At 53.3% G+C, this 21,707-nt stretch carries 16 protein-coding genes and 4 pseudogenes; 11 read left to right on the top strand and 9 right to left on the bottom strand.

The genetic code is table 11. The features are described from left to right. Positions 1 to 234: 234 nt before the first annotated feature. Positions 235 to 4,128, bottom strand: coding sequence for a class I SAM-dependent methyltransferase (locus QA648_RS22760; protein ID WP_283053784.1), 3,894 nt, complete (start codon positions 4,126 to 4,128; stop codon positions 235 to 237). Positions 4,129 to 4,500: 372 nt separating this feature from the next. On the opposite strand from QA648_RS22760, the gene QA648_RS22755 reads away from it, so the two are divergent. The 3 genes from QA648_RS22755 (at position 4,501) to tnpB (QA648_RS22745) (ending at position 6,642) form a co-directional block, all read left to right on the top strand. Then, positions 4,501 to 4,923, top strand: coding sequence for a transposase (locus QA648_RS22755; protein ID WP_283053783.1), 423 nt, complete (start codon positions 4,501 to 4,503; stop codon positions 4,921 to 4,923). 7 nt (positions 4,924 to 4,930) lie between these two features. Continuing rightward, positions 4,931 to 6,091 carry an IS110 family transposase gene (locus QA648_RS22750; RefSeq protein WP_283053762.1) on the top strand — a complete coding sequence of 387 codons (1,161 nt, stop codon included), beginning with the start codon at positions 4,931 to 4,933 and terminating at the stop codon, positions 6,089 to 6,091. Positions 6,092 to 6,396: 305 nt separating this feature from the next. Further along, on the top strand, positions 6,397 to 6,642 hold the full coding sequence (tnpB, locus tag QA648_RS22745; protein WP_283053782.1) for an IS66 family insertion sequence element accessory protein TnpB: 246 nt from the start codon (positions 6,397 to 6,399) through the stop codon (positions 6,640 to 6,642). Here the strand turns inward: tnpB (QA648_RS22745) and QA648_RS22740 are convergent. The 5 genes and pseudogenes from QA648_RS22740 to QA648_RS22720 all read right to left on the bottom strand — a co-directional run bounded on the left by QA648_RS22740 (position 6,613) and on the right by QA648_RS22720 (position 9,479). Then, the gene (locus tag QA648_RS22740; RefSeq protein WP_283053763.1) at positions 6,613 to 7,632 is read right to left on the bottom strand and encodes a hypothetical protein; all 1,020 of its coding nucleotides are present in this window, start codon (positions 7,630 to 7,632) and stop codon (positions 6,613 to 6,615) included. The two genes, tnpB (QA648_RS22745) and QA648_RS22740, sit on opposite strands and share 30 nt — an antisense overlap. 18 nt (positions 7,633 to 7,650) lie before the next feature. Next, positions 7,651 to 7,740, bottom strand: a pseudogene (locus QA648_RS22735) (hypothetical protein); the annotation flags it as partial. A gap of 86 nt (positions 7,741 to 7,826) precedes the next feature. After that, a complete protein-coding gene (locus QA648_RS22730) occupies positions 7,827 to 8,399 on the bottom strand; it encodes a recombinase family protein (RefSeq protein ID WP_283054249.1) in 573 nt (190 codons plus the stop codon). Then, a complete protein-coding gene (locus tag QA648_RS22725) occupies positions 8,375 to 8,728 on the bottom strand; it encodes a recombinase family protein (protein WP_283053781.1) in 354 nt (117 codons plus the stop codon). Before QA648_RS22725 ends, QA648_RS22730 begins: the two co-directional genes overlap by 25 nt. Positions 8,729 to 8,858: 130 nt before the next feature. Beyond that, the gene (locus tag QA648_RS22720; RefSeq protein ID WP_283053780.1) at positions 8,859 to 9,479 is read right to left on the bottom strand and encodes a helix-turn-helix domain-containing protein; all 621 of its coding nucleotides are present in this window, start codon (positions 9,477 to 9,479) and stop codon (positions 8,859 to 8,861) included. Positions 9,480 to 9,981: 502 nt separating this feature from the next. On the opposite strand from QA648_RS22720, the pseudogene tnpB (QA648_RS22715) reads away from it, so the two are divergent. The 4 genes and pseudogenes from tnpB (QA648_RS22715) to QA648_RS22700 form a co-directional block, all read left to right on the top strand. After that, a pseudogene (gene tnpB, locus QA648_RS22715) lies at positions 9,982 to 10,125 on the top strand (IS66 family insertion sequence element accessory protein TnpB); the annotation flags it as partial. 72 nt (positions 10,126 to 10,197) lie between these two features. Further along, a pseudogene (locus QA648_RS22710) lies at positions 10,198 to 11,768 on the top strand (IS66 family transposase). Then, positions 11,768 to 12,094 carry a hypothetical protein gene (locus QA648_RS22705; RefSeq protein ID WP_113217717.1) on the top strand — a complete coding sequence of 109 codons (327 nt, stop codon included), beginning with the start codon at positions 11,768 to 11,770 and terminating at the stop codon, positions 12,092 to 12,094. The pseudogene QA648_RS22710 and the gene QA648_RS22705 overlap by 1 nt, the downstream one beginning before the upstream one ends. 272 nt (positions 12,095 to 12,366) lie before the next feature. Continuing rightward, positions 12,367 to 13,329 carry a sulfotransferase family 2 domain-containing protein gene (locus QA648_RS22700; RefSeq protein WP_283053779.1) on the top strand — a complete coding sequence of 321 codons (963 nt, stop codon included), beginning with the start codon at positions 12,367 to 12,369 and terminating at the stop codon, positions 13,327 to 13,329. A 44-nt stretch (positions 13,330 to 13,373) separates the two neighbouring features. Here QA648_RS22700 and QA648_RS22695 read toward each other — a convergent pair whose 3' ends face one another. After that, on the bottom strand, positions 13,374 to 16,286 hold the full coding sequence (locus QA648_RS22695; protein ID WP_283053778.1) for a glycosyltransferase: 2,913 nt from the start codon (positions 16,284 to 16,286) through the stop codon (positions 13,374 to 13,376). 254 nt (positions 16,287 to 16,540) lie between these two features. After that, positions 16,541 to 16,927, bottom strand: a pseudogene (locus QA648_RS22690) (hypothetical protein); the annotation flags it as partial. A gap of 326 nt (positions 16,928 to 17,253) precedes the next feature. On the opposite strand from QA648_RS22690, the gene QA648_RS22685 reads away from it, so the two are divergent. Beyond that, positions 17,254 to 18,030, top strand: a complete 777-nt coding sequence (locus tag QA648_RS22685) for a class I SAM-dependent methyltransferase (RefSeq protein WP_283053777.1) — start codon at positions 17,254 to 17,256, stop codon at positions 18,028 to 18,030. Here the strand turns inward: QA648_RS22685 and QA648_RS22680 are convergent. Then, entirely contained in the window at positions 18,027 to 18,158 is a 132-nt protein-coding gene (locus QA648_RS22680) for a hypothetical protein (protein WP_283053776.1), read from the bottom strand. The two genes, QA648_RS22685 and QA648_RS22680, sit on opposite strands and share 4 nt — an antisense overlap. A 386-nt stretch (positions 18,159 to 18,544) precedes the next feature. Between QA648_RS22680 and rfbF the strand changes: the two genes are divergently transcribed. Genes rfbF through QA648_RS22665 form a run of 3 tightly spaced genes read left to right on the top strand, consistent with a single transcriptional unit; the run spans position 18,545 to position 21,676 of the window. Then, positions 18,545 to 19,312 (top strand): glucose-1-phosphate cytidylyltransferase, encoded by a 768-nt coding sequence (gene rfbF, locus QA648_RS22675; protein ID WP_283053775.1) that lies wholly within the window; start codon positions 18,545 to 18,547, stop codon positions 19,310 to 19,312. Positions 19,313 to 19,318: 6 nt separating this feature from the next. Then, positions 19,319 to 20,386, top strand: coding sequence for a CDP-glucose 4,6-dehydratase (gene rfbG / locus QA648_RS22670; RefSeq protein WP_283053774.1), 1,068 nt, complete (start codon positions 19,319 to 19,321; stop codon positions 20,384 to 20,386). A gap of 60 nt (positions 20,387 to 20,446) precedes the next feature. After that, on the top strand, positions 20,447 to 21,676 hold the full coding sequence (locus QA648_RS22665; protein WP_283054247.1) for a class I SAM-dependent methyltransferase: 1,230 nt from the start codon (positions 20,447 to 20,449) through the stop codon (positions 21,674 to 21,676). Positions 21,677 to 21,707: the final 31 nt, after the last annotated feature.

Here is a 21,707-nt window from a genome sequence, read left to right as displayed (position 1 = left end):
CAATCTATCTGTCTCAACCCTTCATAGTTCTACGGTGATCCTCACCGCATTCGGATAACCCGCGCAGTTCAGACATACCGCTATCCACGGTGCGGTACAACTACAGCAGTCACCGAGCCAGTCCCCCATACGTGATTGCAGGAGAAAACATTATACGAGCAACCACCATTAGCTTGCTCGTGCGCCCGCTGGAGGAAAGTCTAGAGACGCTTTCCCGATGATCTCGCAAAGCCTTCAAGAAAGAACAGTTTCTCTGATTATGGCTTCAAGACGCTGCAGCGAACGATCCCAACCCACGACAACCGGCGTGCGACGACTTGTCCCCTCATCATGAGTTTGGTCCCTGACAAACCGAGCCAAATCGTGACTTAGAGATTCGGGCGTGCCAACAGAGATACCGCCAAACTCCCAATGAGCAGGTATGTCTGATGCGAGAACAGGCAGTCCCATTGCCTGTGCTTGCCCAATTCCCAAATTGCAACTCTCCCATTGCGAAAAATTGGCGTAACAATCCGCAGCAATGTAGAGGTCAATCAGTTCTTGGTCCGTCACATTGGCTTTGACCATGAACCCACGACGGGTCATCTCCTCAACGTCCTTAGGATCTGCTTTTCCACAAAGGATGAAGACAGTATTCGATGCTAAGTCTGGGTATTCGAGCCTAAACTCTTCCGCAAACAGCTCGTACTGGTTCACCCCCTTGTAGCTTCGGTCAGCGTGGTGAAATCTGCAGACATTCAGCACCACAAAGGCTCCTTCTAAACCGAGCTTTTGTCGGACCTTAATGCGAACATCAGACTGCTCATGCCAGACGGCAAGGTGCGAATTACCGAGCCGAACCACTTCCATTGAAGCTATGCCGGATTCGGCCTTCACAGCCTCCGATACTCCGATAATTCGATCTGCCATCGGAGCGCAAAATTTCTTCTCGGCAATGATTGCGCGCTGCAAATCCGCGTCTTTAAAGAACTCCGGATTTGGTTCTCCGTAATCGACCACAATCGAACGAATTGAGCCACCAATCCAACGAAGAGTTGAGAAGAATGGGGACGTGTAAACTATCACACAATCGATTCTAAGCTCAAAAGCAACCCTTGCAGCTTCAGTCGGATCCTCAAAGACGATCCTTTCGCAACCGGGATAGTCGAACTCGTTGGCATTCCTGTGACCGCCAATGAAAACGTCGAACCCGCATTTTAGAAGATATTGCGCTTGAAGATTGACGACAACTGCAACGCCGTAACCGATCTGATGAGTAACACTGAGCATTAAGACCCTGATGGGCCCACCATGGCGCAAAGCATGCTGACGCCACGGCCAAACCGTCCGCGGCGGATTTGCAAGCCTATACGTTGCCACCAAACTTAAATTTGGATTGTAGTAGGGATCATTTTTAAAGAAGTTTCGTCCGGTCAAAAGCGTATAGGTCGCTTCCGTTCGGGATAATGCTTGCTTTTCTGGCGTATCATCATGCCCTCTAGTTTTGGACTCATGATGCATCAACAGAGGATCGCAAATTCCGATTACTCGATAACCGGCCTGAATTAATTCAATATTCAGCTTTACATCATTAAATGCAACAGCAAGAGCCGGATCGAATCCCCCAATTTCGGTGAAAACCTCTTTTCGAATTGCGAGACAGGCGCCGGTAACGGCCGACATCTCCCGCGTTGCGTTCCCAAGCCCGGCATACCCCCCCTCGTCGGGTTGCCTCCCAACCAGCGTATGTGCCGCCACTCCCTGAATCCCGACGACTGTCCCTCCATGCTGAACGGTGCCGTCCGGATAAAGCAGCTTCGAGCCGACCGATCCTACATCTGACAGCGCAAGATAGCGAACAAGCTTTCGAATCCACAGAGGATCGTTGACTGTGGTATCGTTGTTTAGAAATATAATAATCGAATTGTTACATAGGCGCGCTGCGGTATTACAAATCTCCGAGAAGTTGAACGCATGTGGATACGGAACAATTCGAACAGCGTTCTCGCGCTTGATTTTCCTGAAGTAACTCAACGTTTCGGATGACGTGGACTGATTATCAACAATAACAATTTCCATTGCGTCTCGCGGATAATCACTCGAAGATAATATACTTTCTACACATGCCCGTAGGATGTCTACAGAATCTCGCGTCGGTATGATTATACTGACGGAAGGGAGGAGAGCCGGGTCTTTCAGTTCGGGCGCTCTATGAACCGCTGGCATATCCATATGCCCCAAATGAAATAAGATTGAAGGAATATGCAAAACTTCTTTGCGAGCGAGCGTACCTGCATATGTCGCCAACGCATCCTCTACCTTGGCCCCACCTGCAATTTCCTCGATCACTTGCCGTAGGTGATCCACCTCTTTGATCGCTGCAGCGCTCCCGATATAATTCAGCCAACGCAATAACTCAGGTGAGAAATTTGGCTTAAAGAATGGTCGTTCCCGCTTTCCGTTAGGTGAACGTCGATCATCGTCTGCGTAGATCAAGCAAGAACTTGTTGAGGCAGCGGCGGCGGCGGCGACCTCATATAAACAGCGAGCGGAAAGAACCGTCCTTCCATCAACTATTAGAGTCATGGAAGGCGACGTCTCGAAGGCTTTGAGAACATCGACCGCTCCGCCTCTTATGATGACATCGCCCTCACCACATTCACCATCAGATGCCGATGATTCGAATGGCGTCGATGGGTCCCAGTAGACAACTTTTCTTGGCTTAAACAGTTGATTATTGATAGATTTCTTTGTTTCTGGTGGCGTTTTTTTTGCAATCACCAACACTGAAATCTCAGGCAAAACACCCGACGCAATATGCCGGCGGATTTGCGTCTCGTCATCTTCCGACAGCGTGTCGAATTTTTCGATCCAAGCAGCATAATTTGCGCTACTAAATGCGTCATCCAGGATCAAGGATGAAAACCGACGCCATTTGAACTTAACACGGCGCATTAGAAAATCATGCAGGAGATCGCGCGAGTTGCCCCTGCCTGAAGCCGCATCCAGCAAAAGCTGAATTCGCCGCGCTTGCCTTTTCAGCGATATCGCTGCCCTCCGGAATGGAGCCGTAATTCTCCACGACGCAGAAGCATAGAGCTCACTTATCACCCGATCTCGCTGACGAACTAACTGCTGCATCTGATGTAATTCGGCCTTTAGTGCATTTCTCAACTGCGACTCGTGCACCGATTTTTGCTGGAGCCCGCCATTATTTTCTCTAAGCTGGCTAATATCTCTTTGCAGCGCTTTCGCTTCTGCCGCCGAACGCTCGGCAATTTGCGGCAGCTGAACCTCCTCCGCCTCAGCTTTGGATATTAAGTCGCCTAGCGCATGGTTTGCCGCCCTCTGGCTCGCATGCTTTGCCCACATTTCTGTTGCCGCTTGGCCAAGAACTGCAAAGCGAGTTCTCAAGCGTTCCGTGTCACTGTCGCTTAGATGCACCAGGCCAACGATGCAATCAGGCAGATCACTGCCGATTAACAACACGCCCAACCCTGCCGAATGATTAAAACTGAAATTTGGATAACGCTCTAGCAGCTCTACCCACAGTTGATGAACGCCGTCCATCGATCGCACTGCAATATTGTGGAAAAGGACAATACCACGCTCGCGGGAAACTTTCGGAAGCCAGTTTTCAAAATCGTTGCGCACCGCATCGTATGTGTGCCGACCATCAATGTGTAGGAGTTCGATCGAGTTGTCCGCAAATTTATCCAAAGCCTCCGCAAATGTCATTTTCAGCAGAGTCGAAAACTCGGCGTACCGGACTTCACTAAGCAGTTTAATTTTATCAAAAACCTCCTGGCCATAAAATCCTGCCTGCTCATCGCCTTCCCACGTGTCCACAGCATAACAAGCGGTATGAGAGCTGAGGTGTGACTGCTTAACCTCCTCACAAAAAGCTGAATACGAAACACCGTTACGGGTACCCAAATCCACGATGCATGAAGGCTTTAATACGGCCACGAGCCAGTGCGCAAAAGGGACGTGGCCATGCCATGCACTCGATTCTGCTGCCAGCAAATTTGTGCGGAAAACAGAGTCAATTGAACGTTCTAACAAAGCCGTCAAAGGATTGAGGACCTGACTTTCAGTAATGTCGTCAGTGACAGCGTTTGTTTCGGGTACTAATTTGTTATCCGACATCTCGTCCCCTGGGGCTCCGGAATGGCTGTGTTTTTTTCAGATTGCCGCCGAATAGTCAAACGAGTGGGAGTGCCGGTAATGGAGAGGTTGAATTTGCAACGCCTTTGCACCCGGCCGATAAAAGCGTTAAAGCTCTCTGCCACAACCCTCAGCTTCTCATCTTCCGTAAATCGACCGTGCCGATCAGTATGGATTACCTCAAGACGGGACACCCGAGATCTGTTATGCCCTTTCAAAAATCTCTATGTGCGCAACTGTCCCTATGCCGTGAGCGTTCGGTGAACGGATTTTGCTGAACGAGCCAGTTAGGCGATGTTCTGGCATTAGAACCAGCATTAGTGCTGACATTAATACCAGATCTGAGAGGTTGGCATGGCTCGCATGGAGATTATATCCGGCGTTGAGCGTAGGCGGCGATGGTCGAAAGAGGCTAAGCTGGAGATATTGGCAGAAGCGGATCAGCCTGGTGCGCGCATTGGCGATGTGGCTCGCCGTTATGACCTCCATCCAGGTCAGATCCGTTTATGGCGAAAGACAATTAGCCACTTTAGTGCGTCGCCATCGTTCCTTCCGGTACAGCTCGTGGACGACGTAGGTCTCGAGCAGAAGCCTGCCGTTCGGCCGGCGCCGGTGTTTATCAAGATCTTGCTCCGAAACGGTCGCGGTTTGAAAGTTCCGACAGACATCGAGCGAAGGACGCTGGCATCCTTGATCGCCTGCGTGGAGATCCCATGGGTGCGCGACGGCCTCCATTTTTGCAGAATGAATGGCTGTAAATTAACGCCCATATTGTGAGGCCCCGATGTTCAAGACCGAAAAAGCCGCGATCGCCATTCACACAAATCTTGGCGCGATCTTCATTTCACTGGAACTGAGCCGTTCGACCTGGCTGATCACGTCGCTGTCGCCGGGGAATGGCGAGAAGATGTCGAAGCACGCTTTGAAGGCAGGAGACGTCGCCGGATTGTTCAATCTGCTTTCGAAATTGCGGGATAGATGCCGGGCCAGAACCGGGGACGCCTATCCTGTCGTCACCATTCAGGAAGCCGGACTCGACGGCTTCTGGATCCATCGCGTGTTAGAGAAGGAGGGGATCGAAAGTCATGTCGTGGACGCGGCTTCGATCGCAACATCGCGGCGCCAGCGGCGGGTGAAAACGGATCGCATCGATGGTGAGGCGCTGCTTCGGGTCCTGATGGCGTATAAGAGGGGAGAACCCCGCGTGTGCTCTATGGCGCGGGCACCATCGCCTGACGAAGAAGACCGGCGGCGGATTGGCCGGGAGCGTAAAGCGCTAACAGCCGAGCGTGTCTCCCATATCAACCGGATAAAGGGACTGCTGTTCTCACAAGGCATCACCAATTACGAGCCAATGAACAAGGACCGGCGGCAACAGTTGGAAGTACTGCAGACTGGCGACGGGCATGCCTTGCCGACGCATATGAAAGCGCAGATTGCTCGGGAGCTGGATCGGCTGGAACTTCTGCTTGAACAGATCAGGACAGTCGAGGACGAGCGCGACGCGCTCATCGCTGCGCAGACTGCGGAGATGAAGCCTTCACCGGTCACGATGCTACTTGAGCTCAAAGGGATCGGCACCGAGTTTGCAAACATCTTATGGGCGGAGGGTCTGTTCCGGCATTTTGACAACCGTCGCCAGGTCGCCGCCTATGCTGGACTGGCTCCAACACCCTGGCAAAGCGGAACTATTGATCGGGAACAGGGCGTTTCGAAAGCGGGTAATCCCCGGCTGCGGGTGACATTGATACAGCTGTCTTGGCTGTGGTTACGGCACCAGCCGGATTCGGAGCTGAGCCAATGGTTCAATGCACGCGTCCATCGCAACGGTGGACGTATGAAGAAGTCGACCATTGTCGCACTGGCGCGCAAGTTGCTGGTCGCAATCTGGAAATACGTTGCCTCGGGTGTCGTCATTGAAGGGGCAATAATGAAGAGAGCTTGATTGTCACCACACATCACCCGTTACGAAATCTACCGGGATTCTCATCAATCCTGGCGGATCCGGGTCGGCGAACCGCATGCCACCAGGGCGAAATGCCGGTAGTGGAGAATGGTCTCGTCGTCCTAAGCCCTACCCGCCGCAAGCGGGATCCTGGTGCGGCCGCAACAGCGCCGACCGAATGTGAGGTTGATCAGGCTCAGCTAACCGAGCCGTGTCATGCAGTCGGGCTTGGAACCTGGAGCCGATACCGTGAAGAGGAGAATAGAAGTGAATGACTTGACGCAGGCTTTCCCATGTGAGGCGGCATGATCGGGCCTTCTGGAAATGTGCGGGTCTATCTGGCTTGCGGGGCGACCGACATGCGCCGTGGGATCGACGGTTTATCGGCGCTGGTGGAGCAGGCGATCAAGGAAGCGCCGGGCTCTGGCGCGATCTTTGGATTCAGGGGAAAGCGTGCTGATCGGATCAAGCTTTTGTGGTGGGACGGCCAGGGATTTTGCCTCTATTATAACGATCGGCGTTCATACTACACCTCTTTCCTCGCCAGTTGATGTTCTTGGCTCGGTTTGCATTTGTCGATACGCAGCAGCGCGATCTTCGAGTGGATTCCATCGACTGCATTGCTTTTGCGGCAGGTCTCCATCGGCGATTTCGTACAGGCTATAGTGCCCGTTATAGGCATGTCTGGTGATGAGGCCAAATTTGGCCCATCTGGCGACGGTTTGCTCGCTGATATTGAGATGCACTGCCGCTTCCTGTCTTGTCAGCATTCCCCGCTGTCGCAGTCGATCATATCGTGATCGCAGCTTATATTCGTGGATGAGATAGGCGACTTTGAGGGGTGTAAAGCGGGCGTCCTGGCAGCCGCGACGTGCGGTTCCACCTGGGCGATGCCCCTGCTCGTTTAGAATCTCGGCGATCTCGGGATAAATGTAATCGTCGAGAAGCCTATCGACCAGTTCAATGATGCTGGGCTTTGTCTTGATCTGCTGAGGAGAGGATTTTGGGTTCATGGTGGTGAGCGTCTGGATTTTGCCGCCCTTGAAGCGAACGTGAAGCTTAGTGGTTCCTTCCGCTGGCAACTTTAAGAGAGTGACATCCTCAATGATGTGGGCCAGCAATCGCTTGCGTTCGCGGCTTGGGGTATCCGGATCTTTCCAGAGCTGGTTGAAGTCGGCCGTCATCGCGACTAACCGTTCGTGGACAGCTTTATCGAGGATGAATTGATCGTGCTCTCGGCCACGTTCGCGCTCTTCGCGGGCACTGGCCAGCGTGCGAAGCTTCTCGTTCCATTCACCTTCGAGCGTGTCGGCGACGAGGCGGTTACTAGGATCGACAAGCATGAAGCGGCGCTGAGCGAGCTCGGCTTCCGTTTGGGCGCGTTCGATTGCGCGACAGCGCAGCCGGTCTGCTTCTTCATGCCGGGCTTGGATCTCCTTGCGGACTTCGAGAGCGAGTTCGACGGCCGCCGGCGTCATCTGCTCGGCAATCAGCATACCGATGGCTTCATCGACGGGAGGCCCAGCGATCGACTGACACATAGGCTCCGCACGATAAATGCGGGCACGATTACAAATGTACCAGGCTTCCTGCCGGCCACGTCGCGCCGCATAGCGAACCCTAAGATGGCTGCCGCACTGCCCACACACGGCCCGGCCTTGCAGCAGTGCCGGTCCCTCCCTTGGGATTGAAGCTCGTGCCGCTTCAAATCCACGGCCATTCGCCTTGAGGATCTTCAGATTCTCCTGATGTCGCTCCCAGCTGATATAGCCGGGATGAGCATCGGGAATGCAGGCCGGCCAGTCATCAATGTCGCGCGCACGCAGAGTCTTTTGCCGTCGATGGTGCGTCGAAACTGTCGTCGGCCATAGGTATAGGCGCCAGCGTAGCGCGGATTGTTCAGGACACGCATCGCCGTCGATGCGGTCAGCGGCCGAAATAGCGTGCCGCCGTTGTGTAGGCGCGATGGAAACAATAGGCCTTCATTGCGAAAGACCTTGACGGTCTGGGAGGCGGACCCGAGGCGAGAGAACATCTCAAAGAAATGAATGATCGTTTCTCTGACTTGCATGTCTGGATCAAGAGTCACATTGCCGAAATGGTCATAGACCAGCCCGGTCGGTAGGAGGCAACGAAACTCGCCGCGCCGCACCTTATTGAGAATGCCGCCGCGCAGCCGGGCTTTGATCACATGCAGCTCGGCCTCACTCATTGTTCCCTTCAGGCCGAGCAGGAGCCGGTCGTTGAAACTTGCCGGATCATAGACGCCGTCCTCGTCGAGGATCAGGGTGTCGGCAAGGGCACAGATCTCCAGCAGACGCTGCCAGTCGGCATTGTTGCGCGCCAGACGGAGACCTCCAGGCCCATGACGATCCCGGCATGCCCCATGCCGACATCGCTGACCAGCCGCTGAAACCCCTCGCGCCACGCCGCCGATGCACCGGACTCTCCTTGATCGTTGTCGATGACGATAATCTGCTCGTCGCGCCAGCCGAGGGCGACAGCGCGTCCCCGAAGCGCATATTGCCGCCTGGCGCTCTCAACGTTCTCAACGACTTGCCGCATGGAAGACTGGCGGATGTAGAGGTAGGCGCCGCGTTCGAGGTGATGAGGCTGGACTTTGAGATGTACATTCATGGTGACCTCCGATCGTTGGTGCTCATGGCGATTGTCGCAAGGACGTGAACGACGGCGCTGTGTCCGCCGTGCAGCGGACAAGCAAATGACGATGGGTAATTCTGCTCTCGCGGAGTGCTTGCTGCTGCGGTCAGCGCCTGAACCCATCCCCACATCCCCGGCGCAGAAAGAGCATCAGGCCGCTACGGGCCATAAGCGGCAGCGCTGCGCCGAGGGCTGCCTTGCGCAATACCTCGTACTGGGACGCGATGGTCGACGGTTGGATCGGGCATGCCGCCGTCGCGGCAATGTTTACGTGCCGCTTTTTTAGAACCCGCTCGATCGATCTGGGATGAAGCTCGATATCGAGTTCCTGGCGGAGCAGCTTGGCCAGTTCCCGGGCGCGAACGGGTTCTCCTGGGGCGAGCTGCGCCTGCAGAAATGCCAGGACTTTGTCGTCGATCTTGTGGGGACCGCGGGGCCCCGGCTTCGTCGGCACCAGTCCGGCAATGCCGGCCATATCGAAGTTCACCTTGGCCTGGTAGTAGGTTGGCCTGGAAACACCGTACTCGTCGGAGGCCTCCGTCACCGACACCTTGTCGATGGAGACGCGACGCAGCATCTCGTATTTGACCTGCACGGCGTCGTGCGGATCGAAGAACTCGCTGCCCCGAAACTTTGGATCGCGCACCTTCTCGGGGGTGGGATTGAACGTGCCCTCTTCGATGAGGCCATCCGTCTTTGTGCGCTTGCTGTCGTACTTCGCAGACATCGATGGCTCCGAGGACATGAAGCGGTGTTAGCGTAATGCTAATTATGACGCATTTTGCTGCCTCGTCAAGACGATGCTTATGGTCTATTTGACGAGATATCTTGTATTTGCAGGCGTAACCTCTCATAAAAGCGACCTCTTGCGGCATAATCCACTTTACAAATGCGGCATATTTATCCTTACACTTCCGCACGTCAGCCCGGCCCCGATTTGCTCGAAAGGCGCTTCACCAGAGTGGCCAACTCCATTAAGTCGACTACCCGCAAGAGCGATCGCCCGTTGCTCATGACGACCTCAGGATCCAAGCTCACAAGATCAGTCCATTGCGGAGGAACCGACCAAACAGTGGTGTCCTCGGTCTGCAGCAAAAGGCGTTCACCATGCCGGTTGTAGCGCTTGCCGACGCACGGCAACTGCCGTGGGAATAAAGGATGAAACGGATGCGTCACCCGCACTAACTGCGTATCTGCGTTGGCAGTGGCTGCATTCTGTTGTGAGGTACAAAATTCTTGAGCGCGGATACTTTCCCTGGCCGACGGCGAAAGACGGGGTTGCGCATCTGACGCAGGCCCAGCTTTCCATGCTTGTTGAGGGGATCGACTGGCGAAGGCCGGCGTGGACTTCCGCACCGGGGAGAACGGGGTGAAAACCCTTGTTTTGCAGGAGGTTCCGGGCGAAATGCCTGGCGTTAGAGACGCAAATCGGCTAGTTTTTGGACATGGAAACAACGCCGATTGACAGTCAGGATGAGCTATCTGCCTTGCGTGCGCTCGTCGCTGAGCAAGCGGCGAAACTCCGTGCACAGGAAGCCGAAGTCAGCAAGCGCGATTCCATTATCGATCTTCTGCGTGCGCAGTTGGAATTGCTGCGCCATCGGCAGCATGGTCCTTCATCGGAGAAGATAGACCGGAAAATCGAGCAGTTCGAACTGATGCTGGAGGAGATCGAGGCCTCTCGCGCCGAGGCTGAGATGCGCTCCGGGCAATCCCCCTTGCCGGAGCTGGACGACACGCCGGGCAAGCCGAAACGCAAACCTCTGCCGGATGGTCTGACAACCGAAGAGCAGGTCTATACGGCGCCGTGCAACTGCCCGACCTGTGGCGGCACGTCGTTCCTGAAGGCGGCTGACAGGATTGTTCAGGTGATGGAGCACGTGCCCGCATCGGTGAAGATTGTCCGCCACATCGAAAAGCGAATGGTCTGTAAGGACTGCGATACGACGGTCTCCGGCGAAATGCCGACCTTGCCGATAGAGCGAGGCAAGCCCGGACCGGGATTGCTCGCCCATATCATGGTCGCCAAATTCGACGATCACATTCCGCTCTATCGTCTGTCGGAGATGTATGGCCGCCTGGGGATAGACATCTCCCGCTCCGTCATGGCGGACTGGGTCGGTCGCGTGTCGGTTCTGCTTGCGCCCCTGATCTTGCTGATCAGGGCTCATCTCGCGGCGGTCGACCGCATCCATACCGACGATACGCCCGTCGATGTTCTCTCCCCCGGACGAGGCACGACGAAAACCGGCAGGGTCTGGGTCTATGTCTTCGATGGCCGTGGCTATCGAGACCCGAGACCTGGGGCGATAGGCTACTATTACAGTCCTGACCGCAAGGGTGCGCATCCGGCCGACCATCTCGCTGACTTCAGCGGCGTGATGCACGCCGATGGCTATGGCGGGTACAAGAAGCTCTACGGCAACCAGATCATCGAGGCGGCCTGCATGGCGCATGTGCGCCGCAAATTCCATGACGTGATCAAACTGAAGCCATCACCGGTCGCCGAGGAGGCGCTGTCGCGCATCGGTGCGCTCTACGACATCGAGGATCGCATCCGTGGTATGCTGCCCGACGAGCGGCGGGCGCTTCGGCAGGAACATGCCAGGCCCATTCTGAAGGACCTCAAGAGCTGGATAGAAGAGACGCTTTCGACGCTGCCGCAGAAACAGAAGCTGGCTGAGGCAATGCGATATGCCCTCTCGCGGTGGGCGGCGCTGAGCGTCTATATCGATGACGGACGCGTCGAGATCGATAACAACATAGCTGAACGAGCGATGCGTCCGCTCGGACTCGGCAGAAAAACTGGTTATTCGCAGGCTCGGACAATGGTGGCGATCGCATCGCCAATATATTGACAATCATCGAAACGGTCAAACTCCATGGCCATAATCCGGAGGTCTATCTGACGGACGTTCTGACCAGGATTCAGGATCATCCTGCGGATCGCCTTGAGGAGTTGCTGCCGTGGAACTGGGTGCCGACGGCGGCAATCACCCGCGCCGAGGCCGCCTGATGGCCCGCTCGACCCGCGTATACACGATCAAAGCCGTCGCGGACCTCATCGACGAGGATATGGAGCTGCTCGAAGAGATCACGTACAATTCCGACAACATCGACTACGGCGAGATGATCCACATAGACGACGGGTCCGAAGATGGCATGACCGGATTTACAGACCGCGGCATCGAATGCATAGAGGAACTCCTGCGCGATGCCCGGAGCTGGAAGGGCGGACTACGAAGCTTCCTGGTCGCGGATCATTGTGACCCGGAAACGATCGAACGCATCATGGCTAAAGAACAGGCTCGAATCGAGGCTCAAAACCGTAAGCAGGCATAAAATCTATTCGCCGGACGCTTACCCTATGCCTGGGAATAAGGACAGGTTTGAAACGCTTCGCTAGAATTTTAAAAGGCGGCTCACCTAGATGCCAAATTCCTGCACTTATGGATACATGACATTGAATGGCGTTGGCCCATCGGGGTTGCCTCGGGTAATCTCATGATGATACGGGATAATAGCAGCAATTTGCGTCTCATCCGCTAGACATGATCACGTTTTTACGGTGAAGGTTTGTCTTTGGCGGAAATATTTCCTATAGCGAGGCAAACATGATGGGTGGGGCTAACCAAAGCCGTCTACCGACTGACTTTGACATTGAACAGTACCTTGAATTGAATCCAGATATAAAAAAAGCTGGTGTCGATCCGGTACGTCACTATTTGGATCACGGACGCGAAGAGGGAAGACAGTATTCGTTGGTGGTCACACCAAGACGACCCCAAAAAGCAAAGCCCATGTTCTTTCTGCACATTCCTAAAACGGCAGGATCGTCAATGAACCTGTTTTGTTCGAAACGAATGTCCTTCACTACACACATTGAGGATCGGCAAGAAATCAAGGAACGCATTCGACAAGGTATTGATGACTACGATTTTGCCTCAGGACATTTGTACCTTCCGGAAGTGCTTACCATTATATCCGCAAGGAAATGGTTCAAATTTACCTTTCTAAGAGAGCCTATTCAGCAAACTGTCTCTCATTTAAAGTGGGTCAAATCACTAGGGACGCAGCAACGAAAAACAGAAGCGATGGGCTATCGGGATAGTCTTCGTGATTTGTTCGATAAGCTTCAGGAAATTTCTTTAGATGATATCGATGCGATCGGCGACTTAGTAGAATCACATTATGAGGCTAGGAATCTCTTTGACAACTGCCAGACGCGCTACCTTATTTCACCCAAGGAACCGCCAGTAGATTGCCGCGACTTTACTGCGGCACTACTCTCTCTGAGAGAATTCGATTATGTTGCCTTCTGCGAGAGCGCAACGCAAGACAGTGCCGAAATTCTCCGGTTGGCCGGATGGGGAAACCAATCGTCAGAGTTTCCTCACACGAATTCTTCACCGCTAGAGGGCCAGCCGAATTTTGCGGATCCAGCGATCCTGGCCTTTTATCGAAACCTCGCAAGCTTCGATATAAGGCTGTACACTTATGCCCTTCGCGAAAAGGCAAGCCGCCTCCAGCGTTGGAGGAAAACTTTGTCGGCCTTAATTCCGGGTGCAGTCCGGTGATATTCGTATATCAGAACGGACGACGCTTTTCCGTTTTGGCTAGATCACGAGTAAGGCACGTTCTGGTTTAGGTTCGGGTTATAATAAGGGTCACGAGGGTATTTCGCGGCCCATTCATCTATAAACATCTGAATTTCATGTTCCGCTACTGATCGGCCTCCCTCCTTCGAAACCCCCTCGTAGTGATATAGCTCCGCATCAGCGACATACACTGAGCGCAATCCCAATTCGTCGCGCACTCGAAGACAATAATCAACATCATTGTAGTTCAGCGCGTACCGGGGATTGTATCCGCCGAGCTTATCAAAAGCCCATTTTGGCGTCATGTGGCAGGCGCCAGTGACAGCGATGTAATTTCGATCAACTTGAATGGAGAGCCCGTACCCTTGGGAAGACCCGGGCGCTTCATAGAAAGGATGCCCAGGAAGCCCGCCCAACATTACGACGCCAGCATGCTGTATACGATCGTCCGGGAACAGAAGTTTTGCCCCTACGACGCCGACGCCATCCCGTTGGGCCATAGCGACCATTCTATCTAGCCATTCCGGCGCTATAACTCTGATGTCGTCATTGAGAATGAGGATGAACTCGCCGGCAGCCGATGCTCCACCAAGGTTTATCTTATCGGCGAGATTGAACTTCTCCGAAGACGTGTATCTAACGAGCTTCACGTGAGCCAAGGATTCCAAATGCTTCGATTGCTCTGTCGAAAGATCGCCATTGTGAACAATGACTATTTCAATGTTCTTATATGTCGATTTCGTCAGTATCGATTCCACAACACCATCAATGTGCCGCTCCGTTTTCCCGTCAACTTCGATGGACCCGTTTGCGGTCGGGATGACGATTGACACCAGTGGCTCGCCCTTCGGCAGAAAGTTCACCTTGGTGTGTCCGGGAAATGGGCTGTCAACAAGCTCGAAACTATCGCTCTGTTTGCTCAGATGTTCCGCCAGGGCTCGCTTTGCATTGTTGAGTGCATATGGTTTGGCGTCCGGCGAGTGGGCAGTCGACCTCTCCCAAATCCGCCAATGATATAGACAATGAGGGACGTGATGAACCTTTCCGCCCAAACCGGTGACGCGGAGCGCAAGGTCGTAATCCTGCGCTCCGTCAAAATCCGAACGGAAGCCGCCCACGCTCTCGATCGCTCCTTTGCGGAACACGCTCATATGACACGTGTACATCATCGAAAGCATGTATTCCGGCGACCAGTCAGGCTTGAAAAAAGGAGAATGGACGAGCTGACCGTCAGATGACAATTTGTCCTCATCAGAATAAATGTAGTCGACACCAGGCTGTTGGACGATGGCTTGCGCGATCAGCGCGAGAGCGGATTTGTGCAGGACATCATCGTGATCGAGAATGGTCACATAGTTTCCGCGAGACATCGCTAGCCCGTCATTGCAAGCTGCGGAAATGTGTCCATTCGTCTTTCGGCGATAGACCTCAATTCTGCGATCTTTCTTGGCAATCCTCTTGAGGATCTTTCTCATCGGCCGGCTATCCGAATTGTCGTCAACCAGACATAGTTGCCAATTCTGATACGTCTGGTTTCGCACCGAATTTACCGCGTCAAGCAGAAGCCTTTCCGGCGTGTTGTAGATTGGGATGATGACGCTGATAAGCGGACCGTTCTCGTCAAGCGAGATTTGCGCCGGTATTTCCTGTTCGCTGTATGGCGGCCACCTATCGATCGGTCGCCCTATTCTCATCGCGAAATAGGATTCCGCGAGCGACTTTGTGACGCCCTTTATTCCGCGCTCTCTGAACGTTTGTCCAAGGCGCGGACCAACTCCATCAAGGCTGTTTTGCTCTCGATAGAGATAGTTAGCGAATTCGAACGCATATTTCCCACTTCTGACCACTCGCGCTAGAATACGGAATGGCCGCGTTGCACGCCATGATCTGCTTGAATGGAGTCTGGCAATATGTCCTCGTAAGGATCCGAGTTCATTTTGCAAGGATCCGAGTTCATTTCGTAACGATCCGAGTTCATTTCGTAACGATCCGAGTTCATTTCGTGAGGATCCGAGCTCATTTCGAAGGTGCTCGTTTTCCACCGTGGCTTCATCAAATTGTTGGCGAAGGCGTCCGAGCTCGGATTTATTGGATAGAACAAATGGGATGGCGTCTACGAACTCTCTCTGCATCTCAGTGGCCTGCGGCAACCTGATCTGTACATCCAGAAGGTTGACTAGTTCCCTAGTCCCAGAGAGTTTTTTTGCCTCGCTGTAGTCATGGACGTGAAACTTCGTGCCAGTCATATGGCGGCGATTTTCGAAATTTCCGTCCCCTTTTCTGATGATACAAACTGAATTACTGAAGGATATTTCTTCAATGGCGATATCCCGATCGTCGATGGAAACACCGTAGCGTTTCGCATAGGCATCGAGGAAATTGAAGTCTTCGTTTTCAGATCGCCAAAACTCTTTGTTCGCCAGATCGCTAAGCAGTTTTAGGAAACCCATTGAACTCAAATTGAGATCGCTTCCACCACCGAAAGATGGCCAATAAGAGGTATGGAGATCCTCGATTACAAATGTTCCGCCTGATTTCAATAATGGGAAATACAGAGCAAATGTCTTAATGACGTCTTCAACAACATGCGAGCCATCATCAATGATGATGTCGAAATTCGCTGTATCTTGTGTGATTGCTGCCAGAGTTTCCGGAGCATTCACGTGGCCGACAAGCACGGAAATTCTCGGATCATCAAACTTCAGCAGAGCGCACTTTGGATCGATGTCGCACCCCAGCACTCGCTCTGCTTTTGGAAAGAACTTGCTCCAAATCTCCAGCGAGCCCCCGTTCTGGACGCCGATTTCCAGAAGAGAGATCGATTGGCTGCGATAACGCTGAAGATGGCTCTCATACGCCTTAAAGTACGAAGTCCACTTGTCTGATCCGAGTCCCTCGTGATCATCAAAAATCTTCCGGAGCGTGGGCAATTCCATAAACTTCATCCCCTCATGGCGAGCAGTTGCTCTTACACAATATCAGAATTGATGCGCAATCCCGAATGCATAAAGCCGGAGACTTCACACTAAAAAGTTTGTGGTGGCAACGGGACGCCATCACGTAATTGGAGACCTCGAAATACCGCTGCATTCGGTGATCGGCGGCGCGGCCTGATGGATGTTGGCGTCCCTTTCGCCGCCGATTTCATGCTGGATTTGGCGGTGTCGCCGCCCTTTCGGGGCAGCCGGCGTCATCCGGCGGCACCGCGTCCTTCGTGGAAGATGTAGCGGAGCATGTTGTAGGCGAGGTTGGCCATCCCGATCGTCAACACCACATCGCGCACCGCATCATCGACATCAACAACAATGTCGGCAATCAAAGTACGAAGCAATTGCTGGCGCATCCGCATGGTCACATCGGGTGATTCCCAGGCCGGGTGTAGATTATCAGCAAGGTTTGCAAAGGTGCCCGGGTCAACCTCGATGGTTGAAGGACTTTCGGCGGGCTAGCGCACTTCCAGGTCGCGCACGCGGCGTAGCTCAGTTTCCCAATTCTTCTCAAGCTGCGCGGCAATGAGACGGTTGTCGGGATCGCATGCCGCATAGCGACGTTCAGCCAGGCTAGCATTACAGTCGTAAAATTTCGTTTGATATGAGCTTTCTGAGCCATGGCTTGGTGGACGCGCCTCCAGCAGGACCAAGCGATGATATGCGCTGGTTCGATGCGTCGTTGTTCCAAACGGTTTGTGATGCGGCGCACTTTCCGCATAGACCATGCAGATCAGGGCTTGGGTGGGCTGTCGCCCCCGCCTATTAACCTGGACGTCATGAGGCTCGCCGCAGCGCCGGCTGTTATTTATAGCCACGCCTGTGCGTTGATCCCCAGTGGTGGCGCGGAACAAAAAGCTGGCGTATCCGATTTTATGCAAATATTATCGGAAGCTTATACACCGAGGGGGCGAGCATGAAACATGAAGTGCAGGACTTCTATGAGAGCGGAACCGCAACGAAGGAAACCATTGCCTCAATTTTTAAGGACGAATGGGTTTCCGCTGTCCCGGGCGTCAAAACCGGTGGCGTCCCTCTTTTTCAAGACCCACGAGTAACCTGGGCGATTAATCAAGCAGGTGGGGTTGCGGGAAAGGAAATCCTTGAACTCGGTCCACTGGAAGCCGGCCACACTTATATGCTCGCGCAGGCCGGCGCTAAGCGCGTCACGGCGATAGAGGCCAACTCCAAGTGCTATCTCAAAAGCCTGCTCGTCAAAGAAATGCTTGAGCTTGACAATACGCGGTTTCTGTTCGGCAATTTCGTGCCGTGGCTGCAAGACAACACTCGGAGATTTGACTATATCCACGCGGCGGGCGTCCTTTACCACATGATTGATCCGGTCCAGTTACTGGATCTTTTGTGCAACGCATCCAACCAGATCTATCTATGGACCCACTACGCTGACCTCGCCGCAATGCCGGCGAGTGACCCCCGTTATCAGGCGGGCGTAACGGGGATAGAAACGGCCCGTGCACATGGAAGGGATTACAAACTTTTCCGTCGCCACTATCATGGATCACCATCTACCGACCCGAAATTCTGCGGCGGCGTTCACAAAAACCCGGCCTGGATCGAGAAGAATATGATCCTGCACGTCTTGCATCAGCACGGTTTCAAGACCACCATCGACCATGACGAGCCACAACATCAGAACGGCCCATGTTTTTCTGTCATGGCAGGCCGGGGTTAATTGACTTCAAACGTGCCGCCGATCAGGCAATTCACGCCATTGGCGATCGGCGTTGAGCCGTCGTAGTGCCGAATCCCGAGCGTGGAAGCGCTGGCGCCGTTGCGCGCGTAGGGTGCTTTGCCCGTCACCGTTATCTCTCTGCGCCCGAAATGCAAGTTCCGGCCCTGAGCGTCACGCCGGATGGCAGCGTAAAGGTCAGGTCGCCGGACCCCGAACCAGCAGTCGTGATGGGAATTGTGGCCCGGATCGTCAGCCTCTTCCCGACCAAATGATATCGCGCAACAACGGTTCCGACAGTGGTGATGGTCCCTGTCTGAGCAGTGATGGTTGACGTCCAAGCTACGCAATCTGTAGCATCGACTCGGCTATTCACGGCAGCGCGTGCGGGTTGCTGGCCTCCCGCCAAACCACTTGCCATAAGCATGACTGTTTTTGTTGAATGTCCAGTTTGACTTGTTTATAGCCTTTTGGCTTGCTTATACGCCACAGTCGTACAGTCGTTTGAGGAGCGCTTATGAAAGCGGTAATTTTGGCCGGCGGTTTAGGAACACGAATCAGCGAAGAAACGAGTTCTCGCCCAAAGCCCATGGTCGAGGTCGGAAATCGACCAATCCTTTGGCACATCATGAAGATATACTCTCAGCACGGCATCAACGATTTTATCGTGTGCTGCGGCTATAAGGGCTATGTGATCAAAGAGTATTTTGCCAATTACTTTCTTCACATGTCTGATGTCACATTCGACATGAGGAGTAATAAGATGGAGGTCTTGCAAAACTCAGCGGAGCCTTGGCGCGTTAGTTTGGTTGATACTGGCGAAACAACCATGACGGGTGGAAGGCTTAAGCGAGTACGTGACTACCTGGGTGATGAAGATTTTTGCCTGACCTATGGCGATGGAGTGGGTGACATCGACATAACTGCCCTCATAGCTTTCCACAAGGAACAGGGGCGTCTTGCAACACTTACAGCGATGCAGCCCCCCGGGCGTTTCGGCTCCCTCGCTTTCGACGGTCATAAAATTCAACATTTCCAGGAAAAGCCACAGGGTGATGGCGGATGGATTAATGGCGGGTTCTTTGTTCTTTCCCCGAAGGTGATCGACTATATCGAGGGCGACGAAAGCATCTGGGAACGCGAACCTTTGGAGACCCTAGCCAAGCAGGAACAACTCAATGCTTGGTTCCATCATGGATTTTGGCAACCGATGGATACCTTGCGGGACAAGAGGCATCTCGAAGAACTATGGGCGTCGGAGCAGGCACCCTGGAAGACTTGGTAGAAGAGCATGTTCAACAATACCTATCGCGGACGCAAAGTCCTCGTAACAGGGCATACCGGCTTCAAAGGAAGCTGGCTCGCGCTTTGGCTGCAGAATCTTGGCGCCCACGTGACGGGAGTTGCGTTAGCTCCAGAGGGCGACCCAAATCATTGGGCTCTGCTAAAGCTCGATCACGAATCACACTTCATCGATATTCGCGATGAGACGGCTCTTCGCTTAGCTGTGACGCGAGCAAATCCGGAGATCGTATTTCACCTCGCCGCTCAGCCTCTTGTACGCAGATCCTACATTCAACCAGTGGAAACATTCGCGACGAATGTTATGGGAACGGCTAATTTGCTGGATGCATGTCGGTCACTCACCGATCTCTCTGCAATAGTGGTTGTTACCACCGACAAATGCTATGAAAACAAGGAATGGACTTGGGGTTACCGCGAGGTTGATCCTCTTGGCGGCCATGACCCCTATAGTTCATCGAAAGCAGGAACCGAGATTGTAGCAGCGAGTTTTAGGCGTTCATTCTTCAACACGCCGAAATCCGCGTTGCTGGCGACTGCGCGGGCAGGCAATGTAATAGGTGGTGGAGACTGGTCAGAAGACCGACTGATACCAGATCTTGTGCGTGCCCTTAGTGGAAAACAGGCGCTTGAGATCAGGTCTCCGCGTTCAACACGGCCGTGGCAACATGTTCTGGATTGCCTATCAGGTTACCTCACGCTGGGTCAGGCACTTATCGAACGAGATGGCTCGGCCGCCGATGCCTGGAATTTCGGTCCTGACCGAGAGGGCAATCGTTCTGTTGAAGAACTCTTGGCGACCCTTGCGCGGGACTGGCCGGACGTCAATTGGCGGCTAAGCCAAGATACGCATCCACACGAAGCGCAATTATTGCAACTAGATAGCAGTAAATCCCGGCAGTTGCTAAAATGGAGACCTGTTTGGTCGTTCGGTGAGGCAGTAAATGTTACCGCACGATGGTACCGCACTTGGCTAGAAGATGGCAGAGTTAGCAGTGAAGAACAGCTCAATGCCTACCATGTCACGGCGAAACAGCGAGATCTAGCTTGGGCATAGATGGCTCGAAACTACCGTGCTTGTAGATCGAATTCTTTGAGATTAATTAGGATGAGCCATATGAAATGTCGTCACTGCGAAACTGAACTCCAGCACGTTTTTCTGGATCTTGGATTTGCGCCACCATCCAATGCATATCTGACTGCAGCGAAATTGCGTGCACCGGAGACAACCTATCCCTTAAAACTATTTGTCTGCAATGAATGCTGGTTGGTACAGACAGAAGATTATGCCGACGCCGGTGATCTTTTCTCCAACGACTATGCCTATTTCTCATCCATGTCGAAAAGCTGGCTGGATCATTCAGCACGTTATGCAAGGATGATTACCGAGCGTCTTGGATTATCGAAAGACAGCTTCGTTATCGAGATCGCTTCAAATGACGGCTATCTTCTGAAGAACTTCGTAGAGATGGGGATTCCATGTCTTGGTGTTGAACCGACGCAAAGCACTGCAGATGCGGCTGAAAAGGTTGGCGTTCCCGTTTTACGCGAATTCTTTGGTGTGGATACCGCTTGCTCGCTTGCCGACAAAGGCCAAGCTGCGGATCTCATTTGTGGCAACAATGTCTACGCCCATGTTCCCGACATCAACGACTTCACACGTGGCTTGAAAACGGCCTTAAAAAAGAACGGAACAATAACGCTCGAGTTTCCGCATTTGATGCGCCTCATCGAGCAAAACCAATTCGACACCGTATACCATGAACATTTTTCTTACTTGTCGTTGATGGCTGTTCAACGGATTTTCAAGGCTGCAGGGCTACGCATATGGGAAGTGGAAGAACTGCCGACTCATGGCGGAAGCCTACGGATATATGGTTGTCACGAAGAAGATGCGCGTCCCACAGGCGGAAGCGTTGAGAAAATTCTTGAACGGGAGGCTTCCGCAGGACTTGGGAATCTTACGATTTACAAGGACTTTCAGTCTAAGGCAGATAAGGTGAAAGACGATTTTGTCGCTTTCCTTATCGAACAAAAACGCGCAGGCAAAACTGTAGCAGCCTATGGCGCCGCGGCAAAGGGTAATACTCTGTTGAATTACGGAGGCGTGAAATGCGATCTCCTTGCCTTTGTCTGTGACGCAGCACCTTCCAAACAAGAGAAATTCATGCCGGGTAGCCATATACCGATCATGAAGCCATCTGCGTTGTCAGAGCGAAAGCCTGATTTTGTTGTAATTTTACCTTGGAATATCGCTCCTGAAGTTCAGCAGCAACAAAAGCAGATCGCAGATTGGGGCGGTCAGTTTGTAACCGCTGTTCCGCAACTAACTGTGACGCAACCTTAAGACACAGCGCCAATCCGCTTGGGGGCTGAGC

The organism is Rhizobium sp. CB3171 (genome assembly GCF_029714265.1).
Classification (GTDB): domain Bacteria; phylum Pseudomonadota; class Alphaproteobacteria; order Rhizobiales; family Rhizobiaceae; genus Rhizobium.
The sequence above is the reverse complement of the archived record's forward strand: the minus strand, read 5'-3'. Positions and strand labels throughout refer to the sequence as shown.